This is a genomic window from Candidatus Competibacter phosphatis, from assembly GCF_012939995.1.
Taxonomy (GTDB): Bacteria; Pseudomonadota; Gammaproteobacteria; order Competibacterales; family Competibacteraceae; genus Competibacter; species Competibacter phosphatis.
On record NZ_SPMZ01000012.1, the window covers coordinates 39534 to 62472 of the forward strand.

A 22939-nucleotide genomic window follows, 5' to 3' on the forward strand; every position below is an offset into this window, starting at 1 on the left:
GGGGTCGATGGGATTGAAAACCACCCGCCATCCGGCGGGTTTTTCTTGGGTCACTTGAACGCTTGGGCCACGCAGGGTGACAGATGTGGCGCTTTCAGCAGTGCCTCTCGATCGATGGTCACGCTTTTCCATTTAGGGTGGCCGCTACCGCGCAGCCCGTCCAGGTTGTCGTACACCATTTTGGCGAAGCGGCCGATGGCTCGGCAGCGCTCCTCGTCCGGACCCTTGTCGCTGGTAAACAGCACGGTTCCGACCGCCAGGGTGGCGACCTCCTGGTCCTGCCAGCCGTAGGTGCCGGCTGGGATGGTGGTCGCCCGATAGAAGGACTGAAAAATATCGTGTTTAGCCGCCTTGTCTGGAATCGTCACGGAGACCAGATGCGGTTGCTCGCCGGTTTCGAACGGGCGGACGAACAGCCGGGCCGGCGCGCCGACCACATAGATCATCGCATCCACCTGCCCCTGGCGCAGGGCATCGAGGGCGGCAACCGCGTCCAGTTCCAGTTGCTCGGCCGGCTTGATCTGGAAGAGTTCGAGCAGGATCGAGGCGGTACCGTAGGTGCCGCTGACCACATCGCCCATTGCCACTTTTTTGCCGTTCAGATCGGAGAACTGTTTGATTTCTGGCGACTTGGCCAGCACATGTACTTCCTCTTGGTACAAGGGCAGCACCAGTTGCATCGAGTTGACGACGTTCTGTAATTCCTCGGCATCCGCGTCGTCGCCGACGGCGGCCTGCATCGCGATCAGGCTCAGCGTATCGAACTGGCTCAGGCCGAGCTGGATCGATGGGTATTCATAAACCTTGAAGATATTTTCCAGCGAGCCGGCCGAGGGAATCACGTCGAGATCGATTTGGTGGCGACCGGCGAGCTGCTTCAGGTCCCGACCGATCTGGTAGTAAGTGCCGGCCTCGCGCCCGGTCATCAGGCTCAGTTCGGCGGCGGGCGATGGTGGTGATTCCTGTGCTCGCGCCGGACCGGCCAGCGGGAAGAGGCACAGACAGAGACTGAGCGCGAACAATCTTTTCATGAGAAAACTCCAAATGGGGTCGGGGGGGCGGGGATCAGTTGAGTGTGAATTCGGCGCGGCAGCCGTGATCCACCCAGATACCGCGACGGTCGTAGCCCCAGGTGTCGTTGTAACGGCAGGCGCTCCTGCTCAGTTGGCGGTAAAGCTGTACGCCGTTGCGGGTATCGGCCCGGCAGTGTTGGTAATCACCGTCGGATTCGCAGCGGAGAGTTTGATAAGAGTGGTCGGGGTCATCCTGGTTGCCGCGCTCCGCGAGCACCGCTCCGAGAATACCCAGCGCAATCGCCCCGCCGACGATTGCCGCCGTATTGTTCTTGTCTCTCTGGTTGCCGTCGCCGCCGCTGCTGCCGGTATACAGTTGAAAGTCGCCTCGGCAGCCGCGATCCACCCAGATACCGCGGCGGTCGTAGCCCCAGGTGTCGTTGTAACGGCAGGCGCTCCTGCTCAGTTGGCGGGAAAGCTGCACGCCGTCCCGGGTGTCGGCGCGGCAGTGTCGGTAATTACCATCGGATTCACAGCGGACGGTGGCGCCGTGACCACCCCGGCGATGATCCCGTTCGTCGTCATCGCGGCGATCGTCGTTGTAGCGCCCGCCACTGTACGGTTGGGCATCGCCGGGTGTGGGGCCGGCCAGCGCGAGCAGGAAGGTCGCGATCAGTAGGGTCGGCCAAGCTCGTCGACAATGCGGCGTGTCGGTGCGATGGGTGGCTGGTTTGAGAACCATGCTGTTCATAAAAAAAACACTCTGTCTGCTGATGTGCAATTAATTATAGTCTTGCCTCCTGTTCGTGCTGGGTCTGGGACGCCGGTGACCGCCGCCGATCGACCGAGCGGAAATGGCTGGAGCTTCAATCGATAGGGTGTAATTGCGCCCGACGTGAGGGCGTGGGGGCGTGAGGGTGCAAAGAGCGACGTGGCGCCTATTGCGGTCATGGCGGCAAACCGGGTAGCGTTACGCTACTTGCGAAATCTTGTTAACGACAATGCCCGTCGTGCCTGCGGCGGGAGCCACAGGGGGCTCTCATGGAACTTGCATGCCTGGACCTGGAAGGGGTCCTGGTTCCGGAAATCTGGATCAACGTTGCCGAGCGTACCGGCATCGAGGCGTTGCGACTGACTACTCGCGACATTCCCGACTACGACCAGTTGATGCGGCGGCGGTTGGGGCTACTGGATCAGCACGGTTTGAAGCTATCCGATATTCAGCGGGTGATCGCCGACATGGGGCCGGTGGAGGGCGCACACGAGTTCCTGGACTGGCTGCGAAAGCGGTTTCAGGTGGTGATTCTGTCGGATACCTTCTACGAATTCGCCGTACCCTTGATGCGGCAACTGGGTTGGCCGACCTTATTTTGCCACCGGTTGGAGGTGGTCGACGACCGGGTCGTCAACTATGTGCTGCGGCAGGTCGACGGTAAGCGGCGGGCGGTGCGGGCCTTCCACGCGCTCGACTTCCGGGTGATCGCCGCCGGCGATTCCTACAACGATACCGCGATGCTGGCGGAGGCCGAGACCGGCATCTTGTTCCGGCCACCGCAAAACGTGATCGACGAGTTCCCACAATTCCCGGTGGCGCGGACCTTCGAGGAACTACGCGAACAGTTCCGTAAAGCCAGCGTGCGTTCGCTGTAATTGCCGGCCTCGCCCGCTCGCCGGGCGAAGATGCGCCCCCAACAGCAGTTTGTCGTGCGCCGCCGTTGCGCCCGTGGATAGGGCTACCATTCGCAACCCTATCCGCAATACCGGTCCTTACGCTTCGACCACCGGAATCTTGCCGATCCGCGCCTGCCATTCCTTCGGTCCGGTCTTGTGGACGCTGGAGCCCTTGGAATCGACCGCCACCGTCACCGGCATATCCTTGACATCGAACTCGTAAATCGCCTCCATGCCAAGATCCTCGAAGGCGAGAACCTTGGCGGCCTTGATGGCCTTGGACACCAGGTAAGCCGCGCCGCCGACCGCCATCAAATACACCGCCCGGTTATCCTTGATCGCGTCGATGGCGATCTGACCGCGTTCGGACTTGCCGATCATGCCCAGCAAGCCGGTTTGCTCCAGCATCTGGCGAGTGAACTTGTCCATGCGGGTCGCGGTGGTGGGGCCGGCGGGACCGACCACCTCGTCGCGCACCGGATCGACCGGGCCGACGTAGTAAATGAAGCGGTTGGTGAAATCCACCGGCAACTTCTGACCCGCGCTTAGCATGTCGGTCATTCGCTTGTGGGCGGCGTCGCGGCCGGTCAGCATCTTACCGTTGAGCAGCAGCACCTCACCGGTCTTCCAGGTCAATACTTCTTCGCGGGTGACCGTGGCCAGATCCACCCGGCGGGCGTTGGCCGGCGCGTAGGTCAGCTTCGGCCAATCCTCCAGACTCGGCGGTTCCAGCTTGGCCGGGCCGCTGCCGTCAAGATGGAAATGCGCGTGGCGGGTCGCGGCGCAGTTCGGGATCATCGCGATGGGCAGGTTGGCGGCGTGGGTCGGATAATCCAGCACCTTCACATCGAGCACGGTGGTCAGTCCGCCCAAACCCTGCGCGCCGATGCCGAGCGCATTGACCTTCTCGTACAACTCGATGCGCAATTCCTCGGCACGATTTTTGGGGCCGCGAGCGATCAACTCCTGAATATCGACCGGCGCCATCAGCGATTCCTTGGCCAGCATGAACGCTTTTTCCGGCGTGCCGCCGATGCCGACACCGAGAATGCCGGGCGGGCACCAGCCCGCGCCCATCTGCGGCACGGTTTTCAACACCCAATCCACCAGATCGTCGGACGGATTGAGCATCGCGAACTTGGATTTGGCCTCGGAACCGCCGCCCTTGGCCGCGCAAATCACTTCGACATGGTGGCCGGGGACGATTTCGTAATGGACCACGGCCGGAGTGTTGTCCTTGGAATTCTGACGCTTGCCGGCCGGATCGCGCAGCACCGAGGCGCGCAGCTTGTTATCAGGATCAAGGTAAGCCCGGCGCACGCCCTCATCGACCATCTCCTGCACCGATAGCGTGGCATCCCAATGCACGTCCATGCCGACCTTGAGGAACACCAGCGCGATGCCGGTATCCTGGCAGATTGGGCGGTGGCCCTCGGCGCACATCCGCGAGTTGATCAGAATCTGGGCGATGGCGTCCTTGGCGGCCGGGCTTTCCTCGCGCTCGTAGGCTTGCGCCAGCGCCTTGATGTAATCGACCGGATGGTAGTAGCTGATGTACTGGAAGGCGTCGGCGATGCTCTGGATAAAATCTTCTTGGCGAATGGTGGTCATGGTATCTCCAACGGACGAGGAATCAGGCGCGGGCCGCGCCGGGATAGAGTGTGATGTAGTGGGCAGCGGTTATTTTAACAGCATTCCCCAAGAACGAACCGGTCATCCCTGTTGTATCCAAACAGGATCGACGCCGATTCAGGAACCATTCATGCGCTAGGCCTGCATCATTCGCCACAACAAATCATCGAGAGTGACTCCTTAATTTCTGGCCGCCATGAATCGATTTTTGGAAATCGACGCCCTGCGAGGATTGTTGTTGGTGCTCATGGTGATCAACCATACGCCCAGCCCGCTCCGGAATCTGACCAACCAGCCGTTGGGGTTCGTCTCGGCCGCCGAAGCCTTCGTCTTCGTCTCGGCTTGCCTGTGCGGTCTCGCATTCGGTCGCCGGCTGCACGACGGCGGGCTGCCGGAGGTGCGCCGGCTGGCACGGCGTCGCGCCCGCCAGATCTATACCGGCCACGTACTGACCCTGCTGTTTTGCTTCGTGATCGTCGGCCAGCAGCTCGGTTACCTGAGCCCGTTCTACAACATGCTTCATCCCTATCTGGAGCAACCGACCAATGCGGCGGTTTCGGCGCTGCTGCTGCTCTACCAGCCACCGCTGCTGGACATCCTGCCGATGTATCTCCTGTTCCTGTTGCTGACCCCCTTTGTTCTCAACATGCTGGTTCGCGCCGGGTTCCGTCCGGTCCTGTTCGCCAGCCTGCTGCTGTGGCTGGTCGCGCAATCCGGTCTGAAGGAATGGTTGGTCGGCGCGCTCGCCGACGGTTGGCTGGTGATCGCTCCGGGCGCCTTCGACCTGCTGGCCTGGCAACTGCTCTGGGTGAGTGGTCTGTTCCTGGGTTACCGTCTCCAGCGACAGCGCCCGAAACGCGCGGTTCTGGTTCTACCCAGCATGCCGTGGCCGGTACTGGTGAGCGTGGCTCTGATTTTCTTCTGTTGGCGGTGGTCGTGGATTCCGATCCCCGTCAATCATGGCGATCCTGGCTGGTTACTGGATAAATGGCGATTGGGACCACTGCGCCTGTTGAATTTCTTCGCCTTGTTGTACTTGGCGTTGTGGCTGGGACCTATCTCGCCAAGGCGCTCGGGAACCTGAAACCACTGATCCTGATCGGTCGTAACACTTTGCCGCTGTTCTGTCTGCATGTCTGTTTCACCGCGCTGGCGATCGGCGTCATTGAGCTGTACGCGCTTCCCGACGGCTGGTGCTACTCGATCCTGACTCTGCAACTGGCCTTGATCCTGGGCTCCTCGCTGATACTGGACAAATTCTCCAATAACCCGCCTAGCGACCAAGTCCCCGCACCGTCGGTACGCAGCTGATTCCCTACCGTTCCCGCTAGTCCAGAGACTTTCTGCTTCATTGCGGCGCACGCCTTCATTCGCTTTGCTCTATTTTAGGGCAGGCCGTGGCTGGTTTGCCCCATTCGACGACGCTCGTTATACTCGCAACGATTTTGTATTACGCTTAACCTTGGCTTATTTGGTTTTTATGGTCATGAAATAGCTGGCTTTTGGAATCGGCGCCGGCTCGATTCCAAAATTTTCGTCAACCGCGCTAGGTTGGCTGCCAGTGGCACGTCATTTGTCTTTCTTCTTCCAAATCCCTTCCCGCAAGTGAACCAACTCATGCAGCAGACGCGCAACGCCGCCGGTCTGTACCGGCCTGAATTCGAACGAGACAGTTGCGGTTTCGGACTGATCGCCCAAATGGACAACCGGCCGAGCCACTGGCTGGTCCAGACTTCCATCGACGCCTTGGCGCGACTCACCCATCGTGGAGCGATTGCCGCCGACGGTAAATCCGGCGATGGCTGCGGTCTGCTGATGCGCAAGCCGGACGCGTTCCTGCGCCAAGCCGCCGCCGGGGCCGGCATCAAGCTGGGCGAGCATTATGGTGTCGGCATGGTGTTCCTCAATCGCGACCCGGCCATGGCCGAAGCCGCCCGCGCCGAGCTGCAAGCGGAACTGGAACGGCAGGGACTCGCGGTTGCCGGTTGGCGGGCGGTGCCGGTCAACCCGGACGCCTGCGGCGAGGAATCGCGCGAGTCCCTGCCGGACATCGTCCAGATTTTCGTCAACTCGCCGGCCGGGATGCTGCCGGAGGTGTTCGAACGCCATCTGTTCGTCGCCCGCCGCCGCGCCAGCCAGCGCATCCAGGCCCGCGATCCGGTCTACTACGCGCCGTCGCTGTCGAGTCGGCTGATCAGCTACAAGGGGTTGGTGATGCCAGCCAACCTGCCGGTGTTCTATCCCGACCTCGGCGACGAGCGGCTGGAATCCTCGATCTGTCTGTTCCATCAGCGCTTCTCCACCAATACCCTGCCACAGTGGCGACTGGCGCAGCCGTTCCGCTATCTGGCCCATAACGGCGAAATCAACACCATCGGCGGCAACCGCAACTGGGCCGAGGCGCGCAGCTACACCTTTTCCTCGCGACTGCTGCCCGACATGGCCGAAATCCGGCCGCTGGTCAACATGACCGGTTCGGACTCCAGCTCGCTGGACAACATGCTGGAAGTGTTGGTGATGGGCGGCATGGATTTGTTTCGCGCCATGCGCCTGCTGATCCCGCCGGCTTGGCAGAACGTCGAGCACATGGACCCGGATTTGCGCGCCTTCTACGAGTACAACTCGATGCACCTGGAGCCGTGGGACGGTCCGGCCGGCATCGTGCTGACCGATGGCCGTTACGCCGGTTGCGTGCTGGATCGCAACGGCCTGCGTCCGGCCCGCTACGTCATCACCGAGGATCGCCACATCACCATCGCCTCGGAAATCGGCGTGTACGATTACGCGCCCGAGCAGGTGGTGGCCAAGGGGCGGATGAAGCCCGGCGAAATGCTGGCGGTCGACGTCGAAACCGGCCGGCTGCTCACGCCCGCCGACATCGACAACGATCTCAAAAGCCGTCACCCCTATCGGCACTGGTTGCGCGGCAACGTCCAGCGGTTGCGTTCCCTGTATCGGGAAGAGCCGGAAGGAGAATTGCTGGCACCGGATAGCCTCGACACCTATCAGAAACTGTTCGGCGTGACCTTCGAGGAGCGTGACCAGGTGCTGCGAGTGTTGGCCGAGGCCGGCCAGGAAGCGGTCGGTTCGATGGGTGACGACACTCCGTTCGCGGTACTGTCCGCGCGGCCGCGCTCGGTGTACGACTACTTCCGCCAGCAGTTCGCCCAAGTCACCAATCCGCCGATCGATCCACTGCGCGAGGCGGTGGTGATGTCGCTGGAAACCTGTCTGGGCGCCGAGTGCAATCTGTTCGAAGAAAACCCGAGCTACGCGCCGCGCCTGACCGCCAACTCGCCGGTGTTGACCGAGGGCCGCTATCGGGCGCTGCTGGCCAATCCCGACGGCCGCTATCCGCATCGCATCGTCGACCTGAACTACCCGGTCGACGAAGGGCTGCAAGTCGCCATCGAGCGGATCTGCGCCGAAGCGGTGGCGGCGGCGCGCGAAGGGGTAGTGTTGTTGGTGTTGTCCGACTGTCCCATTGCCCAAGATCGGCTGCCGATCCACGCTCTGTTGGCTACCGGCGCGGTGCATCACCGGCTGGTGCGCGACGGTCTGCGCTGCGACATCAACCTCGTGGTCCATACCGCCACCGCCCGCGACCCGCATCACATCGCGGCCCTGCTCGGCTACGGCGCCACTCTGGTCCATCCCTACCTGGCCTACGACCTGCTGCGCGATCTCCTGCGTAGCGGCGAGATCGTCAACCGCGATTATCCGACCCTGGTGGAGAACTACCGCAAGGGCATTAGCAAGGGCCTGTACAAGATCATCTCCAAGATGGGGATTTCCACCATCAACAGCTATCGCGGCGCGCAATTGTTCGAGATCGTCGGCCTGGGCGACGAGGTGGTGGATCTGTGTTTCAAGGACACCACCAGCCGCATTCAAGGCGCGGGCTTTGGCGATCTGGAAGCGGATCAGGCCGAGCTGGCGCGTCGCGCCTGGAAACGCCGATTGCCGATCGAGCCCGGTGGCCTGCTCAAGTACATGCACGGCGGTGAGTACCACGCCTACAACCCGGACGTGGTGCAAACCCTGCAACAGGCGGTGGCCAGCGGCGACTACGCCGATTACCGGACCTTCGCCCAACTGGTGAACGAGCGGCCGGTCGCCACCTTGCGCGACCTGCTGCGGCTGAAGCCGGCGACCCAGCCGATTCCGCTGGACGAAGTGGAGTCGATTGAGACCATTCTGCCGCGTTTTGATTCCGCCGGCATGTCGCTGGGGGCGCTGTCGCCGGAGGCGCACGAAACCCTGGCCGAGGCCATGAATCGGCTGGGCGGTCGTTCCAATTCCGGCGAGGGCGGCGAAGACCCGGCCCGCTACGGTACGGTCAAGATGTCGAAGATCAAGCAGGTCGCCTCCGGCCGCTTCGGCGTCACTCCCGCCTACCTGGTCAACGCTGAAGTGCTGCAAATCAAGGTCGCCCAGGGGGCCAAGCCCGGCGAAGGCGGCCAGTTGCCCGGCGACAAGGTCGATGCCACCATCGCCCGGTTGCGCTTCTCCCGACCCGGCGTGGCGCTGATCTCGCCGCCGCCGCACCACGACATCTACTCGATCGAGGATCTGGCGCAACTGATCTTCGACCTCAAGCAGGTCAATCCTCAAGCACTGGTTTCGGTCAAGCTGGTGGCCGAGGCGGGAGTCGGTACCATCGCCGCTGGGGTGGCTAAGGCCTACGCCGACCTGATCACCATTTCCGGCTACGACGGCGGCACCGGCGCCTCGCCATTGACCTCGGTCAAATACGCCGGCAGCCCTTGGGAACTGGGTCTGAGCGAGACCCATCAGACCCTGCGCCGCAACAACCTGCGCGACAAGGTACGGCTACAGACCGACGGCGGGCTGAAAACCGGCCTGGACGTGGTTAAGGCCGCCATTCTCGGCGCCGAGAGCTTCGGCTTCGGTACCGGCCCGATGGTGGCGCTGGGCTGCAAGTACCTGCGGATCTGCCACCTCAACAACTGCGCCACCGGTGTGGCGACCCAGAACAAGGTATTGCGCCTCAACCACTATCGGGGCACCGCTGACAAGGTGGCGAACTACTTCAAGTTCATCGCTCGGGAAGTGCGAGAGTTGATGGCCAGCTTGGGCGTGCGCCGCTTCGAGGAGCTGATCGGCCGTACCGAACTGCTGGAGAGCCTGCCCGGCGCCACCGACAAGCATCGCGGCCTGGATCTGGCCCCGATCCTGTCCGACGCCGGCTTGGCGGCGGATCGGCCACGGTTTTGCCTCGAACCGCGCAACGTTCCCTTCGACCGGGGCGAACTGGCCGAACGGATGGTGCGCGATTGCCTGCCGGCCATTACCGCCAAAGCCGGTGGCGAGTTCAGCTATGCGCTCAAGAACATCCACCGTTCCATCGGCGCGCGGCTGTCCGGCGAAATTGCCCGCCGCCACGGCGACCTGGGCATGGAGAGCGCACCGATCAAGTTGCGGCTGACCGGCACCGCCGGCCAGAGCTTCGGAGTGTGGAACGCGGGGGGCTTGCATCTCTATCTGGAAGGCGACGCCAACGACTACGTCGGCAAGGGCATGGCCGGCGGCAAGCTGGTGATCCATCCGCCCGCAAACAGCCGTTTCGATGGCCATCGTACTCCGATCATCGGCAACACCTGTCTGTACGGTGCCACCGGCGGCACCCTGTACGCCGCCGGGACCGCCGGCGAGCGCTTCGCGGTGCGCAATTCCGGGGTGCTGGCGGTGGTGGAAGGGGTCGGCGATCATGGCTGCGAGTACATGACTGGCGGCGTGGTGGTGGTGCTGGGCGAGACCGGCGTTAACTTCGGCGCCGGCATGACCGGGGGTTTCGCCTTCGTGTTGGACGAGCACAACGCCTTCGTGGACCGCTACAACCACGAACTGATCGACATCCACCGCATCGCCACCGAGAACATGGAGCCGCAGCGCAATTACCTGCTGGCGCTGATCGAGGATTACGTCGCCGAGACCGGCAGCGTCTGGGGTCAGGCCATTCTCGACGACTTCCGTTACTACGCCAGCCGCACCTGGCTGGTGAAGCCGAAAGCCGCCGAGTTGGAATCCTTGCTGGAAACGTTGCGTGAGGCGGCATAAGACCCGCGCGGACGCCGCCTGAACCCAAGCCGTGGGGGTGCCCGCCCAAGCGGATCCCCACGGGCAAGTTCTCTCATTACCCCTCTTTGTCGTTGGATGCACCGATGTCGAAAGCCAAGCCCTTGCTGTTTGTCGATGTGCCCCGTCAGGACCCGAACAAAAAACCGGCCCGCGAGCGGGTGGTCGAGTTTGGGGAAATCTACGGGCAGTTCAATCCCCAGTCCGCCGCGACCCAGGCCGGACGCTGCCTGCATTGCGGCAACCCCTACTGCGAATGGAAGTGCCCGGTCCACAATTACATTCCCAACTGGTTGCAATTGATCGCCGAAGGCAATCTGTTCGAAGCCGCCGAAATGTCCCACCGCACCAACTCGCTGCCCGAGGTTTGTGGACGGGTCTGCCCGCAAGATCGGTTGTGCGAGGGCGATTGCACCCTGAATGACGGTTTTGGAGCGGTCACCATCGGTGCGGTCGAGAAATACATCACCGACGAGGCGCTCAAGGCTGGCTGGCGGCCCGATCTGTCCGCCGTGACACCCACCGGCAAGCGGGTTGCCATCGTCGGCGCCGGTCCGGCCGGACTGGGCTGTGCCGATATCCTGGCGCGCAACGGCGTCAAGCCGGTGGTATTCGATCGCTACTCGCAGATCGGCGGATTGCTGACCTTTGGGATTCCGCCGTTCAAGCTGGAGAAGGAGGTGATACAGACCCGGCGCGAGATCATGGAGGGCATGGGCGTCGAGTTCCGCCTTGGGGTCGAAATCGGCCGAGATCTCGCTTTCCAGCAACTACTGGATCAGTACGACGCCGTGTTTCTCGGCATGGGCACCTACACTTTCATGAAGGGCGGCTTTCCCGGCGAGGGCTTGTCGGGCGTGCACGACGCCTTGCCCTATCTGATTTCCAACGTCAACCGACTGTTGGGGCTGGAGCGAGACCCGCACGAGTTCGTCGATATGCAGAACCAGCGAGTGGTGGTGCTGGGCGGTGGCGATACGGCGATGGACTGCAATCGCACAGCCATCCGGCAAGGTGCGGCCAGTGTCACCTGCGCCTATCGCCGCGACGAGGCCAACATGCCCGGCTCGCGCCGCGAAGTCGCCAACGCCAAGGAGGAGGGGGTACGGTTTCTGTGGAACCGGCAGCCGATCGAGATCGTCGGCGACGAACGGGTGGAGGGCGTCAAGGTCTGCGCCACCCGGCTCGGCGCGGCCGACGCCCGTGGCCGCCGCACTCCGGAAGTCGTGCCGGGTTCGGAGGAGATCATCCCGGCCGACCGGGTGATCATCGCCTTCGGTTTCCAGCCCAGTCCAGCTCCCTGGTTCGCCGACTTCGGCATTGCCGTGGACGATCGCGGCCGGGTTCGTGCCACGCCGGTTAGCGCGCGCAAGTTTCAGACCGCCAACCCCAAGGTATTTGCCGGCGGCGACATGGTGCGCGGCTCCGATCTGGTAGTGACCGCCATCTTCGAAGGTCGGGAAGCGGCGGAGGGGATTCTGGATTACCTGGAGGTTTGAGATCGGCGGGCGTCGGCGGGGGACGATCCCAGGGTATGGCGGCTTTCAGCCTCCAACCGGGCTATTTTATCCACAAACAGATCCAGTCTCGCCCGCCATCCCGGAGTTTCCGCCATGCCTGACCACTCGACCGCCTTTCCGCCCGACTTCCTTTGGGGTGCCGCCACTTCGGCCTATCAGATCGAAGGCTCGCCGCTGGCCGACGGCGCCGGACCGAGCATCTGGCACGAATTCGCCCACACGCCCGGCCGAACCCGCGATGGCGACACCGGCGACCTGGCCTGCGATCACTATCGCCGCTACCGGGACGACGTGGCGCTGATGGGTGGACTGGGACTGAACGCCTACCGCTTCAGCGTGTCCTGGAGTCGGGTGGTGCCGGAGGGACGCGGCCGGGTCAATCCTCAGGGATTGGATTTCTACCAAAGACTGGTGGATGCGTTGCTGGAGCAGGGTATCCAGCCGATGCTGACCCTGTACCACTGGGACTTGCCGGCGACGCTGGACCGGCGGGGCGGTTGGCTCAATCCCGACAGCGCCGGCTGGTTCGCCGATTACGCGCAAGTTCTGTTCCGGGCGTTGGATGACCGGGTCCGGCTGTGGGTGACCCTGAACGAACCCTGGGTGGTGGTGGATGGCGGTTACCTGCACGGCGTACTCGCGCCCGGTCTGCGCAACCCGTTCGCCGCCCCGCACGCCGCCCATAACCTGCTGCGGGCGCATGCCGCCGCCACGCAAGCCTATCGGGCTGTCGGTCGGCACCGGATCGGCCTGGTGGTCAACCTGGAACCGAAATATCCGGCGACGGAAACCGCCGAGGACCTGGCGGCGACCATGCGGGCCGACGCCTACTGGAACCGCCAGTATCTCGATCCGGTGTTTCTGGGGAGCTACCCGCCGGAACTGGCCGAAATTTTCGGTACCGCCTGGCCGGCGTTCGCCGCCGCCGATCTCGACGCTCTACGCCAGCCGCCGGATTTTCTCGGCATCAACTACTACAGCCGGCAGGTGGTGCGGCACGACCCTCGCGATTGGCCGCTGGCCGCCGCCCGAGTCCGGCAGGCGCGGCAGACCCACACTGGTCTGGACTGGGAAGTCTATCCGCAAGGTCTGACCGACATCCTGCAATGGGTTGCCGGTCGCTATGGGCCGTTGCCGCTCTACATCACCGAAAACGGCGCGGCTTTCTACGATCCGCCCCAGGCCGACGGCGCGGTGGACGACCCCCTGCGCCGACGCTATCTGCATGACCATCTGCGCGCGGCGCGGGTGGCCTTGGCCACCGGCGTCGATCTGCGCGGCTACTTCGCCTGGTCGCTGCTGGACAATTTCGAATGGGCGCATGGTTATTCGCAGCGCTTCGGCCTGATCCACGTCGACTATGCCACCCAGCGGCGCACCGTCAAAGCCAGTGGAAAGTGGTACGCGGAGATCGTTCGCGGTCGCGGCGCGATGCTGTGCGCCAGCGAGACCGGGGAGATCTGAGCGGCCGGCGGACCTTCGCCGCCGCGAGTCGTGTCATCCGCTGTCTTGCAAGCCAGCCGGTCCGTGTCAAAATGTGCGAAAACCGCATGACACGGGAATCCTCGATGAAGAACTCAACAGCCGACGAACTGCACGCACAGGCAGATCAGCAGCGGCGGGAAGTTGTCGAACTCGGCTTGCACGACGCCGAAGACCTCGTGTACGGCATCATGCCGTTGCTGGTGCGGGCCTTGGACCTGGACCCCAACCACCTGCCGTCCCTGGATCTGTTGAGCGACCTGCTGATGGAAATCGACGCCTGCGAGGAAGCGATCGAACTGGTCGAAAAACTGTTGACTCTGGCGCCGGATAACGCCGATGGCCGAAAAAAGCTGGCGGCGCTGGTCAGCGGCGAGGAAAACCGCCGCCGCTTGGTGCGCGCCTATCTGCATCAGAAGCGGTTACAACTGACCCGGAACCCCGCCCACCGCTGAAACGGCGCGAGGAGGCCCCCATGGCGGCGAAACGCATCGACGAACTGTTCGGCCAAGCGCTCGACAAATTCCGCAACGCGCGGGCCAAGTCATTCCCGGTGTCGGCGATTGTTCGGAGAGGCCCGCCCTCCGCTTCAGCCCATCGCCAGTCGCCGTCCGCCTTCGTACAGCCACAACAGTGCATAAGCTATCAGTAATCCGCCCAAACCGCGCATCAGCACAACATAGCCTCGGCTACGCAGCGCGTGGCGCAAGCGATTCAGCAGCAGCGCCAGCGCCGCCTTGGCGCCAACCAGCGGCAGGTAAAACGCGGCTATGAAAGCGGCGGCTGCGAGCGGTTCCAGCCGCCACGCCGCCAGCACGGTGGGCGCGCCCACCGCCAGCCAGAACAGGTAGGGGTTGGGGTTGAGGAAATTGGCGATCACGCCACGCCGCAGCGCGTTGCCCGATGCAACCGGCGGCAACGCCGCGCCACGAAATCGCAGGCTTTCCAGACTCAGCCAGGCCAGATACAGTCCGCCGCCCAGATGCAACAGCGCCAGCGGCAGATCCTGGCCGGTCAGCGGTCGCAGCGCCAGCAGGGCGGCCAACACGATCGGTGGATCGGTCAGCAGTGGCGCCAGTGCCACCGCCACCCCGGCGCGGACGCCATGGCGCAAGGTCTCGCTGGCCACCAGTGCCAGTAGCGGTCCCGGTGCCAGCCCACCGCTCAGACCCAGCAGCAAACCGGCCGCCGCGAAGCCGAGGATCGTGCTCACGACGAAGCCGGCCGTCCCGGTCGGGTCGCCATCAATTCCGCCCGCAGTCTCAGGTAGCTGTCCAGTCGGCGCGGGACGATCTCGCCGCGCGCCAGCGCCGCCGCCAACGCGCAGCCGGGCTCCCCCTGATGCCGGCAGTCGGAAAACCGGCAGCGGCCGAGATGCGGCGTTAGTTCCGGGAAGCCTCGGTCCAGCGCATCCGGGATGATTTCGCCCAATTCGAAACTGCGCACGCCCGGCGTGTCGATCAGATCGCCACCGCCCGGCAGGTGATAGAGCGTGCTGGTGGTGGTGGTGTGGGCACCATGGCCGGTAGCCTGGGAGATGGCCTGGATGCGGATCTCGCGTTCCGGTAGCAGTGCCTGGACCAGCGACGACTTGCCGACCCCCGACTGACCGACCAGCAGACTGACGCGCCCGCCCAGCCAGGCGCGCAATTCGTCCAGCCCTTGCTCGGCGCGGTTGCTGGCCAGCAGCAGCGGGTAACCAATTTGCCGGTAGGGTTCCAGCCGTTCCAATAACGCCGCTCGCGCCGCCGCATCCAGCAGATCCACCTTATTCAGCACCAGCAACCCTTGGACGCCGATCGCGGCGATCGCCACCAGATAGCGATCGAGCAAATACTCGCTGGGTTCCGGCTCTGGGGCCAGCACCACCGCCACTTCGTCGAGGTTGGCGGCCACCGGCCGCAGTTGGCCTCGGTAATCGGGGCGGGTCAGCAGCGACCGGCGCTCGATCAGCGCCACCACCACTCCCACCCCTTCTTCCGCGCCGGACGGCTGCCAAACCACCCGGTCGCCGCAGGCCAGCCGGCCCAGGTTTTGTCGCACCGCACAACGGTACAAGTCGCCTTCGTCATCCTCGATGATCAGGGCCACGCCATAATTGGCGATCACCAGGCCGGTCCGTTCCGGGCCGAGTCCGACCTCATCCGGTGCCGGCGTCGGCCCGCCGGCGCGCTCGCGGCGGTGATCTTGTTGGCGTTGGATGCGTGCCCGCTGGCGTTGGGTCAGTCGCCGGTTGGTCATGACGCCCCGCCGTGGGTCGGCTGGCGTCGAACCGTCGCCGGAATCCGGTTAAACTGACCATCCCCTTCCTTCCCCTCATATCCCAAAGACACCATGTCCCCCGACAACTTGATCTGGATCGACCTGGAAATGACCGGCCTGGACACCCAGACCGACCGCATCATCGAAATCGCGACCGTCGTTACCGACAGCCAACTGAACGTGCTCGCCGAAGGGCCGGTGCTGGCCATCCACCAGAGCGACGCGACCCTGGCGGCGATGGACGATTGGAACCGGAAGCAGCACGGCGGGTCCGGTCTGGCGGCTCGGGTGCGCGCCAGCGGTTTGGACGAGCGCGAGGCCGAAACGCGCACCCTGGCTTTTCTCAGTCAGTACGTCCCTCCAGGCAAATCGCCGATGTGCGGTAACAGCATCTGTCAGGACCGACGCTTTCTGGCGCGCTGCATGCCAGATTTGGAAGGCTATTTCCACTATCGCAACCTGGACGTCAGCACGCTCAAGGAGTTGGCCCGCCGCTGGTATCCCGAGCGGATCAAGGGCTTCAACAAGAGCTCGACCCATTTGGCGCTGCAAGACATTCACGACTCCATCGAGGAACTGCGTTTCTATCGCGAGCGCTTGTTCCCGCCGACGGCCGGCAATCCCTGACGATTGTTCCGGCCGCACCATCCCCGCCGTGGCGCCATGCCTCAGCGCTCGACCGGCAGGCTGGGATCGTTACCCCATTCCGACCAGGCGCCGGGATAGCCGCGCACTCGCGGATAGCCCAGATGGCGCAACACCCAGTAGGTATGCGCCGAGCGGTGGTGAGTCTGACAGTAGACGATCACCTCCTTGTCGGGCGTAACGCCGCGCGTCGCCAGCAATTCCCGCAGCGTCGAATCGGGTAGCAGGCGCAATTGCCGTTGCGGATCCATGGCATCGATCCAGTTCAGGTTGACCGCGCCGGGGATATGGCCGCCGCGAGCGGCGCGTTGGTCCAGGCCGGCGAATTCGGTCGGGGTGCGGGTATCGAGCAGGGCCAGGTCGGCGTGTCCGAGCCGCTCCAGGATGTAGGCTTTGTCAGCCACTGCCGCCGGGTTGGCGAAACGGGCCGAATAGGCGCCGCGCGACGGGTGACGGACCCGCGCCTCCAGCGGCCCGCCGCTGGCATCCCAGGCACGGCGGCCGCCGTTCAGCAGCGAAACCGACTCGTGGCCGAGCACCGCCAGCGTCCACAGCAAGCGCCCGGCGCGGCCGTTGCCTTCGTCGTCGTAGGCGACCACATGTCGTTCCGGGGTCAGGCCGAGCCGCGAACACACTTCGCCCAGCCACGCTTCGTCCGGCAGCAGGCCCATCGCCGGCGGTTCGACCCGGATCAGATCGGCATAGTCGAGATGGATCGCGCCGGGGATGTGGCCGGCGGCGTAACTGGCCGGATTGGACAGATCCACGATGAGGATCCTGGGGTCGGTCAGGTACGGTTGAAGCTGCTCCGGTTCGAGCAGCAGCGGCGGATTCGGGGCGGCGGTCATGCGGGCTCCTGCAAGGGTTCGATGCCATGATGGTTATGCTTTTGACCCGCGCGAACGGCGCAAGGTAAGCGGCGATGACAAATCATTTCCCATCATCACAAGTTGCCGCCCCACACGCAACGGTATCCGGTCCAAGCGCAAGGCGGCGAGTGGCCAGCGATCCTTTCACCCCCTGACCCGAGCGTCCATCGCGCAATGCAGGATAAAACGCCGTCCGCTCAAACCGGCTCGGTTTCCGGTATGAACGCCTGCAACAGATCGTTCAGAAACCGCAGCCCCAGCTCGCTCGCTTGCAGGCGTTCGGGATCGTTTTCCAACAATCCCCGAGCCCGTGCCTGGCTCCAGCCTGGTTCCAGCGCCGCCAGCGGCAGACCGGCGCGCTCGCCGAACAGCGCCGCCGGCACCCCTTCGACCAGACGCAAGGCATTCATCAGAAACTCCAGCGGCAGCTCGGCCTCGCGCACCGGCGCATCGCCGCCGACGCCGGCCGGCGTTCCGGCTCGCGCCAGATAGTCGCGCGGGTGTTTGACTTTCCATAGACGCTGAATTTGCCCGGCGGCGGGATCGCTCAGCTTGCCGTGCGCGCCGGCGCCGATGCCGAGATAGTCGCCGAACTCCCAGTAATTCAGGTTATGTCGGCAGCGTCGGTCCGCGCGGGCGTAGGCCGATACTTCGTAGCGCGGGTACCCGTGCCGGGCCAGTTCCTCCTGAGCACGTTCCTGGATGACGTCGATGGTCTCATCATCCGGCAAGAGCGGCGGCGACCGGTAAAATCGGGTATTGGGTTCGAGAGTCAGTTGGTAATAGGAAAGATGCGCCGGTTGCAGCGCCAGCGCACAGGCGATGTCGGTCAGCGCTTGTTCGACCGTCTGACCCGGCAAGCCGAACATCAGATCCAGATTGAAATTGTCCAGTCCGGCGGCATGGGCGGCCTCGGCGGCGGCGATCGCCGCGCGGCGGTCGTGAATCCGTCCCAGAGCGTGCAGGTGTCCGTCGTCGAAGCTTTGTACCCCGATCGACAGGCGATTGATGCCAACCTCACGGAATTCGGCGAATTTACTCCGCTCCACCGTGCCGGGGTTGGCCTCCAGGGTGATTTCCAGATCGGGGCGCAGCGGCAGGCGGGCGCGCAATCCCGACAGCAGCCGGTCCAACGCTTCGGCCGAAAACAGGCTGGGGGTGCCACCACCGATAAACAGGCTATCGATGCGTCGTCCCCAGACTCGGGGCAGATCCTGTTCCAGATCGGCCAGCAGCGCGTCCGCGTAGGCCCGCTCCGGCAGCGGCTCGCGCGCTTCGTGGGAATTGAAATCGCAGTACGGACACTTGCGGGCGCACCAGGGAATATGGACATATAGCGCCAGCGGGATCGGCGTGGTGAAAACGGGCATCGCGCCGCGCTCAGTTCGGCGGCGGCGGCAGTGGGTTCAGCTTCAGCGCTTGCGCCAACTGGGCCAGCGCCTGGCCGCGATGGCTGAGCCGGTTCTTGACCGCCGGATCGAGTTCGGCGGCGGTCTGGGCTTCGCTGGGAACGAGGAACACCGGATCGTAGCCGAAGCCGCCGTCGCCATACGGCTCGAAGGTGATCAGCCCCTCCCAACTGGCCTGACAGATCAACGGCATCGGGTCGGCGGCATGGCGCAGCAAGGCCAGGGCGCAATGAAAGCGGGCGCCACGCCATTCGGCGGGGGTTTCGCCCAATTCCGCCAGCAGTTTGGCGATGTTGGCGCGGTCGTTGGCTTCGGGACCAGCGTAACGGGCCGAGTAGATCCCCGGCGCTCCCTCCAAGGCGTCCACCACCAGGCCGGAATCGTCCGCCAACGCCGGCAATCCGGTATGCCGGGCGGCGTTACGGGCCTTGAGCAAGGCATTCTCGACGAAACTCAGTCCGGTTTCCTCGACTTCCGGCACGGCAAACGCCGATTGGGGCACGATCTCCACCTCCAGCCCGGTCAGAACGGCGTTGAATTCGCGGACCTTGCCGGGATTACCGGTCGCTAGCACGATTTTGCGCATGGTCATGCTCCGCCCGCGCTCAGGCCGGTAGTCCCAATACTTCCCGCTGCTTGCGCAGCAGGCGTTCGATGCCGCCGCGCGCCAGTTCCAGCATCGCCTGCAATTCCTCGATGCGGAAGGCGTGCCCCTCGGCGGTGCCTTGCAGTTCGATGAAGGCCCCGGCGTCGTTCATCACCACGTTCATGTCGGTTTCCGCTTCGGAATCCTCGGCGTAGTCCAGATCCAGCACCGGCGTGCCCTGAAAGATACCCACCGACACCGAGGCCACCTGCCCGTGCAGCGGGTTTCTCTTGAAGGATTTTTTTGTTGATCAGATGGCGTACTGCATCAGCCAGCGCCACGAAGCCGCCGGTAATGGCGGCGGTGCGGGTACCGCCGTCGGCCTGGATCACGTCGCAGTCCAGGGTGATGGTGCGCTCGCCCAGCGCTTCCAGGTCCAACACCGCGCGCAGCGCCCGGCCGATCAGGCGCTGGATTTCCATGGTCCGCCCGTCCTGCCGGCCACGGCTGGCCTCGCGGCTGGAGCGGGTGTGGGTGGCGCGCGGCAACATGCCGTATTCGGCCGTCACCCAGCCCCGCCCCTTGCCCTTGAGAAAGGGCGGCACCCGTTCCTCGACGCTGGCGGTGCAGATCACCCGGGTGTCGCCGAACTCCACCAGCACCGATCCTTCGGCGTGCTTGGTGAATTGGCGGGTTATCCGGATCGGGCGCAGTTCGTCGGCGGCGCGGTTGCTGGGGCGCATGGCGGGTTTCCTGTGGTGAAGGCGTCAAGTTTCGAAGGGGCGGCACTATAGCAGAACCGACGCCAAATCGGCCGACGGTGCGGGTCCGCCGTCCCGTTTCGAACGGAGTCGTCAGGAAAATTCGGCGCGATGACGCGCTAATCCAGGCGGCTCGACCTAAGATATAAAGGACCATTGAAGACGAGGATAGCCCATGTTACGCAGCATGACCGCCTTTGCGCGCCAAGAGCAGTCCAGCGCCTGGGGTACCATCACTTGGGAATTGCGCTCGGTCAACCACCGTTATCTGGAAACCACCATCCGTCTGCCGGATGCGCTGCGCGGATTGGAATTATTGGCGCGCGAGCGTATCGGCGGGGTGTTGAGTCGCGGCAAGGTGGAGTGCGCCCTCAAGTTGCAGACCGCTGGTGCGACGGCGGCCGCGCTCACGCTGAACCGGCCACTGGTCGAACGTCTGCTGGACGTTGCGGTGGAGGTGGAACACCTGATGGGGCCGGGTACCGGTCTGCGCCTGGTGGACGTGTTGCGCTGGCCAGGCGCGGTCAGCGAGGCGGAACCGGATCTGGATGAAATTCGGCTGGCCATTCTCGACGGTCTGGACGCGGCGCTACGGGAACTGGTCGTCACCCGGGAACGGGAAGGCCAGCGCACCGCCGAATTGCTGCGGCAGCGCTGCGACGCCATGCGAGTCCAAGTCGAGCTGGTGCGCGCCCGCCGGCCCGAAGTATTGGCGCGGTGGCGCGACAAGCTGTTGAGTCGGCTGGCCGATATCCCGGTCGACGCCGATACCGGCCGACTGGAACAGGAACTGGCGCTGATCGCCCAGCGCCTGGACGTGGACGAGGAACTCGACCGGCTGGATACCCATCTCGACGAGATTCAGGCCGTGTTCGAGCGCGACGAGGCCGTCGGGCGGCGGCTGGATTTCCTGATGCAGGAACTCAACCGGGAAGCCAACACCCTGTCCTCGAAGTCCGCCGATGCCGATACCACCCGCGCCGCAGTCGAGCTGAAGGTGCTGATCGAGCAGATGCGGGAACAGGTGCAGAACATTGAGTAGGATTTCACCCCGTTTCACCTCGTCTTGCCATACTCTGGAAAGCCGCTATTTCAGCGGCTTTCGTATTCTTGCGTTGCGATCCATCGCAACTATCCGAACCATCGTTTGAAATCTTGGGAAAGAATTTTCCACGGATACGCATACCGGTGGTTTGCCATGGATAATCAACGAAACGGGTCAAACGAGGAAACTGGAAATGTCTTCCACTTTGCACCAAAAACTAGAATTCCTGATCGTCGATCCGCAGAACGACTTTAGCGACGCACCGGACGCGGCGTTACCGGTAACGGGTGCCGGGGCGGACGCCGAACGTCTGGCGCACTTGCTGGAGCGGTTGCGCGACCGCATCGACGGCATTCGCGTCACCCTCGATACTCACCAGTTGCTGGATATCGCCCATCCCGTGTTCTGGGTCGATGATGCAGGCCGGCGGCCGGCGCCTTTCACCCAGATCAGCGTGGCCGAGGTCGAGAACGGGATTTGGCGTGCCTACGACGGGCATGCCCAACAGCGAGCGCTGGCTTACGTGCGGGCGCTGCGCGATAACGGCCGCTACCAACTGACCATCTGGCCGCCGCATTGCCTGATTGGCACCTGGGGCCATAACGTGATGCCGGTGGTGGCCAAGGCGCTGCGTGCTTGGGAGGAAGCCAAGTTCGCGCGGGTGGATTACGTGATCAAGGGTCATAATCCCTGGACCGAACATTATTCGGCGGTACAGGCCGACGTGCCCGATCCGGCCGATCCGGGCACCCAGATCAACCGACGATTGATTCAAGTCCTGGAAAACGCCGATGTGGTGGCCTTGTCCGGCCAAGCGCTCTCGCATTGTGTCGCCAACACGGTCCGGGATATCGCCGACCAGTTCGGCCAGGAGAGTATTCGCAAGCTGGTGCTGATCGAGGATACCAGTTCGCCGGTACCGGGCTTCGAGGCGCTGGCTCGGCAATTCGTGACCGACATGCTGCGGCGTGGCATGAAAACCGCCAGGGCGGCGGATTTCCTGCGCTGAGTAGCGGGCGGGCGGTCTAGCTGGCCGCATCCGACTCGCCAACATGGTCTGGCATCGTTTCCACTTAGCCCCGCGGGTAACTGCTCCATGACGATTACCCTGGACTCGCATTACACCATCGGTCAGTTGCATCTGTTCTGCCAGGACTATGTCTGTCACGGTCGGAAGCCTTACCCTCATGTGATCCTGGCGGACGGTTGTTCCGCCGAGCCGGATAGCGACTTGGGAGCGAGGTTGCTGGTGTTGAACGCCCGCCGCTTGCTGCCGCGATTTGTCGCCGCCGCCACGGACGAAGCTGGACGTCACGCCTGTCATTGGCGATTGGGGCGGCGGATCGTGCGCCGCGCCGCCCGACAAGCGCGGGAGTTGGGCGCGGACAGCGCGCTTGATGCCACGTTGTTGATCGCTTGGTGCGATGGGACCACGGTATACGTGCATCTCTATGGCGATGGCTGTCTGGCCGCTCGGCGCGCCGACGGCGGGGTGGTGGCGATTCAGGTCGAGTACGCCGGAAACGCTCCCTATTACCTCTCTTATCTGCTGGATCGAGAACGGTTGGCGCTTTATCGGGTAGTCGCCGGCAATCCGCTGGCGGCACAAAGCGTCAGTTATGTCGACGAGACCGGAACGACGACCCGGCTGGAGCGTTTCGATGCCCCCCCTCGTGTTCAGCTTCTCCTTGGACGCCTTCCCGACGGTGGCGGTGGCCACCGACGGTCTGCAGTCGTTTGTCAGCGCAAGTACCAGCGAACGGTTGAGCGTGCGGGATGTGACGCGGGAGATGCTGGAGTTCGACCGGTCGCAAGATCGTTTCGTCCAGCGCCGGTTGCATGAGCTGCTGCTCGAATACAGCAAGCAACTGGTCTTCAATCTCGACGATCTCGGTATCGGAATATTCACCCGAACGGAGTAAATCCACGGTCGCGACCGAACCGG

19 protein-coding genes and 1 pseudogene are annotated in these 22939 nt (G+C 63.8%); 11 read left to right on the forward strand and 9 right to left on the reverse strand.

Annotation, left to right across the window (positions count from 1 at the left end; genetic code table 11):
- Window positions 1–50: 50 nt before the first annotated feature.
- The gene (locus tag E4P82_RS04145; protein WP_169247711.1) at window positions 51–1031 is read right to left on the reverse strand and encodes a TAXI family TRAP transporter solute-binding subunit; all 981 of its coding nucleotides are present in this window, start codon (window positions 1029–1031) and stop codon (window positions 51–53) included.
- A gap of 34 nt (window positions 1032–1065) precedes the next feature.
- Window positions 1066–1764 carry a DUF3011 domain-containing protein gene (locus tag E4P82_RS04150; protein WP_169247712.1) on the reverse strand — a complete coding sequence of 233 codons (699 nt, stop codon included), beginning with the start codon at window positions 1762–1764 and terminating at the stop codon, window positions 1066–1068.
- A gap of 290 nt (window positions 1765–2054) precedes the next feature.
- Between E4P82_RS04150 and thrH the strand changes: the two genes are divergently transcribed.
- Window positions 2055–2663 carry a bifunctional phosphoserine phosphatase/homoserine phosphotransferase ThrH gene (thrH, locus tag E4P82_RS04155; protein ID WP_169247713.1) on the forward strand — a complete coding sequence of 203 codons (609 nt, stop codon included), beginning with the start codon at window positions 2055–2057 and terminating at the stop codon, window positions 2661–2663.
- A gap of 117 nt (window positions 2664–2780) precedes the next feature.
- On the opposite strand, the gene E4P82_RS04160 is transcribed toward thrH, so the two are convergent.
- Window positions 2781–4295, reverse strand: a complete 1515-nt coding sequence (locus tag E4P82_RS04160; protein WP_169247714.1) for a fumarate hydratase — start codon at window positions 4293–4295, stop codon at window positions 2781–2783.
- Between the two features lie 217 nt (window positions 4296–4512).
- Between E4P82_RS04160 and opgC the strand changes: the two genes are divergently transcribed.
- The 6 genes from opgC (at window position 4513) to E4P82_RS04190 (ending at window position 13872) form a co-directional block, all read left to right on the forward strand.
- Window positions 4513–5400 (forward strand): OpgC domain-containing protein, encoded by an 888-nt coding sequence (gene opgC, locus E4P82_RS04165; RefSeq protein WP_169247715.1) that lies wholly within the window; start codon window positions 4513–4515, stop codon window positions 5398–5400.
- The gene (locus E4P82_RS23380) at window positions 5361–5627 is read left to right on the forward strand and encodes a hypothetical protein (RefSeq protein ID WP_169247716.1); all 267 of its coding nucleotides are present in this window, start codon (window positions 5361–5363) and stop codon (window positions 5625–5627) included. The genes opgC and E4P82_RS23380 overlap by 40 nt, the downstream gene beginning before the upstream one ends.
- A 306-nt stretch (window positions 5628–5933) precedes the next feature.
- Window positions 5934–10397 carry a glutamate synthase large subunit gene (gene gltB / locus E4P82_RS04175; protein ID WP_169247717.1) on the forward strand — a complete coding sequence of 1488 codons (4464 nt, stop codon included), beginning with the start codon at window positions 5934–5936 and terminating at the stop codon, window positions 10395–10397.
- Between the two features lie 104 nt (window positions 10398–10501).
- A complete protein-coding gene (locus tag E4P82_RS04180; RefSeq protein WP_169247718.1) occupies window positions 10502–11914 on the forward strand; it encodes an FAD-dependent oxidoreductase in 1413 nt (470 codons plus the stop codon).
- A gap of 114 nt (window positions 11915–12028) precedes the next feature.
- Window positions 12029–13399, forward strand: coding sequence for a GH1 family beta-glucosidase (locus E4P82_RS04185; RefSeq protein ID WP_169247719.1), 1371 nt, complete (start codon window positions 12029–12031; stop codon window positions 13397–13399).
- Between the two features lie 104 nt (window positions 13400–13503).
- Window positions 13504–13872 (forward strand): hypothetical protein, encoded by a 369-nt coding sequence (locus E4P82_RS04190; protein WP_169247720.1) that lies wholly within the window; start codon window positions 13504–13506, stop codon window positions 13870–13872.
- A 134-nt stretch (window positions 13873–14006) separates the two neighbouring features.
- Here E4P82_RS04190 and E4P82_RS04195 read toward each other — a convergent pair whose 3' ends face one another.
- Both E4P82_RS04195 and rsgA read right to left on the reverse strand, forming a co-directional pair.
- Window positions 14007–14630 (reverse strand): LysE family transporter, encoded by a 624-nt coding sequence (locus tag E4P82_RS04195; RefSeq protein WP_312914104.1) that lies wholly within the window; start codon window positions 14628–14630, stop codon window positions 14007–14009.
- On the reverse strand, window positions 14627–15658 hold the full coding sequence (gene rsgA, locus E4P82_RS04200; RefSeq protein WP_169247721.1) for a small ribosomal subunit biogenesis GTPase RsgA: 1032 nt from the start codon (window positions 15656–15658) through the stop codon (window positions 14627–14629). Before rsgA ends, E4P82_RS04195 begins: the two co-directional genes overlap by 4 nt.
- 93 nt (window positions 15659–15751) lie before the next feature.
- On the opposite strand from rsgA, the gene orn reads away from it, so the two are divergent.
- Window positions 15752–16306, forward strand: coding sequence for an oligoribonuclease (orn, locus tag E4P82_RS04205; RefSeq protein ID WP_169247722.1), 555 nt, complete (start codon window positions 15752–15754; stop codon window positions 16304–16306).
- A 41-nt stretch (window positions 16307–16347) separates the two neighbouring features.
- On the opposite strand, the gene E4P82_RS04210 is transcribed toward orn, so the two are convergent.
- The 4 genes and pseudogenes from E4P82_RS04210 to rph form a co-directional block, all read right to left on the reverse strand.
- Window positions 16348–17172 (reverse strand): sulfurtransferase, encoded by an 825-nt coding sequence (locus tag E4P82_RS04210; RefSeq protein ID WP_169247723.1) that lies wholly within the window; start codon window positions 17170–17172, stop codon window positions 16348–16350.
- Between the two features lie 218 nt (window positions 17173–17390).
- Complete coding sequence (gene hemW / locus E4P82_RS04215) at window positions 17391–18563, reverse strand: radical SAM family heme chaperone HemW (protein WP_169247724.1); 1173 nt, start codon at window positions 18561–18563, stop codon at window positions 17391–17393.
- Between the two features lie 10 nt (window positions 18564–18573).
- Window positions 18574–19188: an RdgB/HAM1 family non-canonical purine NTP pyrophosphatase gene (rdgB, locus tag E4P82_RS04220; protein WP_169247725.1), complete on the reverse strand. Its 615-nt coding sequence runs from the start codon at window positions 19186–19188 to the stop codon at window positions 18574–18576.
- A 19-nt stretch (window positions 19189–19207) separates the two neighbouring features.
- Window positions 19208–19931, reverse strand: a pseudogene (gene rph, locus E4P82_RS04225) (ribonuclease PH).
- Window positions 19932–20124: 193 nt separating this feature from the next.
- Between rph and E4P82_RS04230 the strand changes: the two are divergent.
- The 3 genes from E4P82_RS04230 to E4P82_RS04240 all read left to right on the forward strand — a co-directional run bounded on the left by E4P82_RS04230 (window position 20125) and on the right by E4P82_RS04240 (window position 22837).
- Window positions 20125–20991, forward strand: coding sequence for a YicC/YloC family endoribonuclease (locus E4P82_RS04230; RefSeq protein WP_169247726.1), 867 nt, complete (start codon window positions 20125–20127; stop codon window positions 20989–20991).
- Window positions 20992–21187: 196 nt separating this feature from the next.
- Window positions 21188–22003, forward strand: coding sequence for a cysteine hydrolase family protein (locus E4P82_RS04235; protein WP_169247727.1), 816 nt, complete (start codon window positions 21188–21190; stop codon window positions 22001–22003).
- Between the two features lie 87 nt (window positions 22004–22090).
- Window positions 22091–22837, forward strand: a complete 747-nt coding sequence (locus tag E4P82_RS04240; protein WP_169247728.1) for a protein phosphatase 2C domain-containing protein — start codon at window positions 22091–22093, stop codon at window positions 22835–22837.
- The last annotated feature ends 102 nt before the right edge of the window (window positions 22838–22939 follow it).

Coding starts and splice junctions, on each gene's coding strand:
- rdgB (WP_169247725.1), bottom strand. CDS start 19,188: ATGCGCAAAATCGTGCTAGCGACCGGTAATCCCGGCAAGGTCCGCGAA.
- opgC (WP_169247715.1), top strand. CDS start 4,513: ATGAATCGATTTTTGGAAATCGACGCCCTGCGAGGATTGTTGTTGGTG.
- E4P82_RS04240 (WP_169247728.1), top strand. CDS start 22,091: ATGACGATTACCCTGGACTCGCATTACACCATCGGTCAGTTGCATCTG.
- E4P82_RS04180 (WP_169247718.1), top strand. CDS start 10,502: ATGTCGAAAGCCAAGCCCTTGCTGTTTGTCGATGTGCCCCGTCAGGAC.
- E4P82_RS04235 (WP_169247727.1), top strand. CDS start 21,188: ATGTCTTCCACTTTGCACCAAAAACTAGAATTCCTGATCGTCGATCCG.
- orn (WP_169247722.1), top strand. CDS start 15,752: ATGTCCCCCGACAACTTGATCTGGATCGACCTGGAAATGACCGGCCTG.
- hemW (WP_169247724.1), bottom strand. CDS start 18,563: ATGCCCGTTTTCACCACGCCGATCCCGCTGGCGCTATATGTCCATATT.
- E4P82_RS04145 (WP_169247711.1), bottom strand. CDS start 1,031: ATGAAAAGATTGTTCGCGCTCAGTCTCTGTCTGTGCCTCTTCCCGCTG.
- E4P82_RS04150 (WP_169247712.1), bottom strand. CDS start 1,764: ATGAACAGCATGGTTCTCAAACCAGCCACCCATCGCACCGACACGCCG.
- E4P82_RS04160 (WP_169247714.1), bottom strand. CDS start 4,295: ATGACCACCATTCGCCAAGAAGATTTTATCCAGAGCATCGCCGACGCC.
- E4P82_RS04210 (WP_169247723.1), bottom strand. CDS start 17,172: ATGACCGCCGCCCCGAATCCGCCGCTGCTGCTCGAACCGGAGCAGCTT.
- gltB (WP_169247717.1), top strand. CDS start 5,934: ATGCAGCAGACGCGCAACGCCGCCGGTCTGTACCGGCCTGAATTCGAA.
- E4P82_RS04230 (WP_169247726.1), top strand. CDS start 20,125: ATGTTACGCAGCATGACCGCCTTTGCGCGCCAAGAGCAGTCCAGCGCC.
- E4P82_RS04190 (WP_169247720.1), top strand. CDS start 13,504: ATGAAGAACTCAACAGCCGACGAACTGCACGCACAGGCAGATCAGCAG.
- rsgA (WP_169247721.1), bottom strand. CDS start 15,658: ATGACCAACCGGCGACTGACCCAACGCCAGCGGGCACGCATCCAACGC.
- E4P82_RS04185 (WP_169247719.1), top strand. CDS start 12,029: ATGCCTGACCACTCGACCGCCTTTCCGCCCGACTTCCTTTGGGGTGCC.
- thrH (WP_169247713.1), top strand. CDS start 2,055: ATGGAACTTGCATGCCTGGACCTGGAAGGGGTCCTGGTTCCGGAAATC.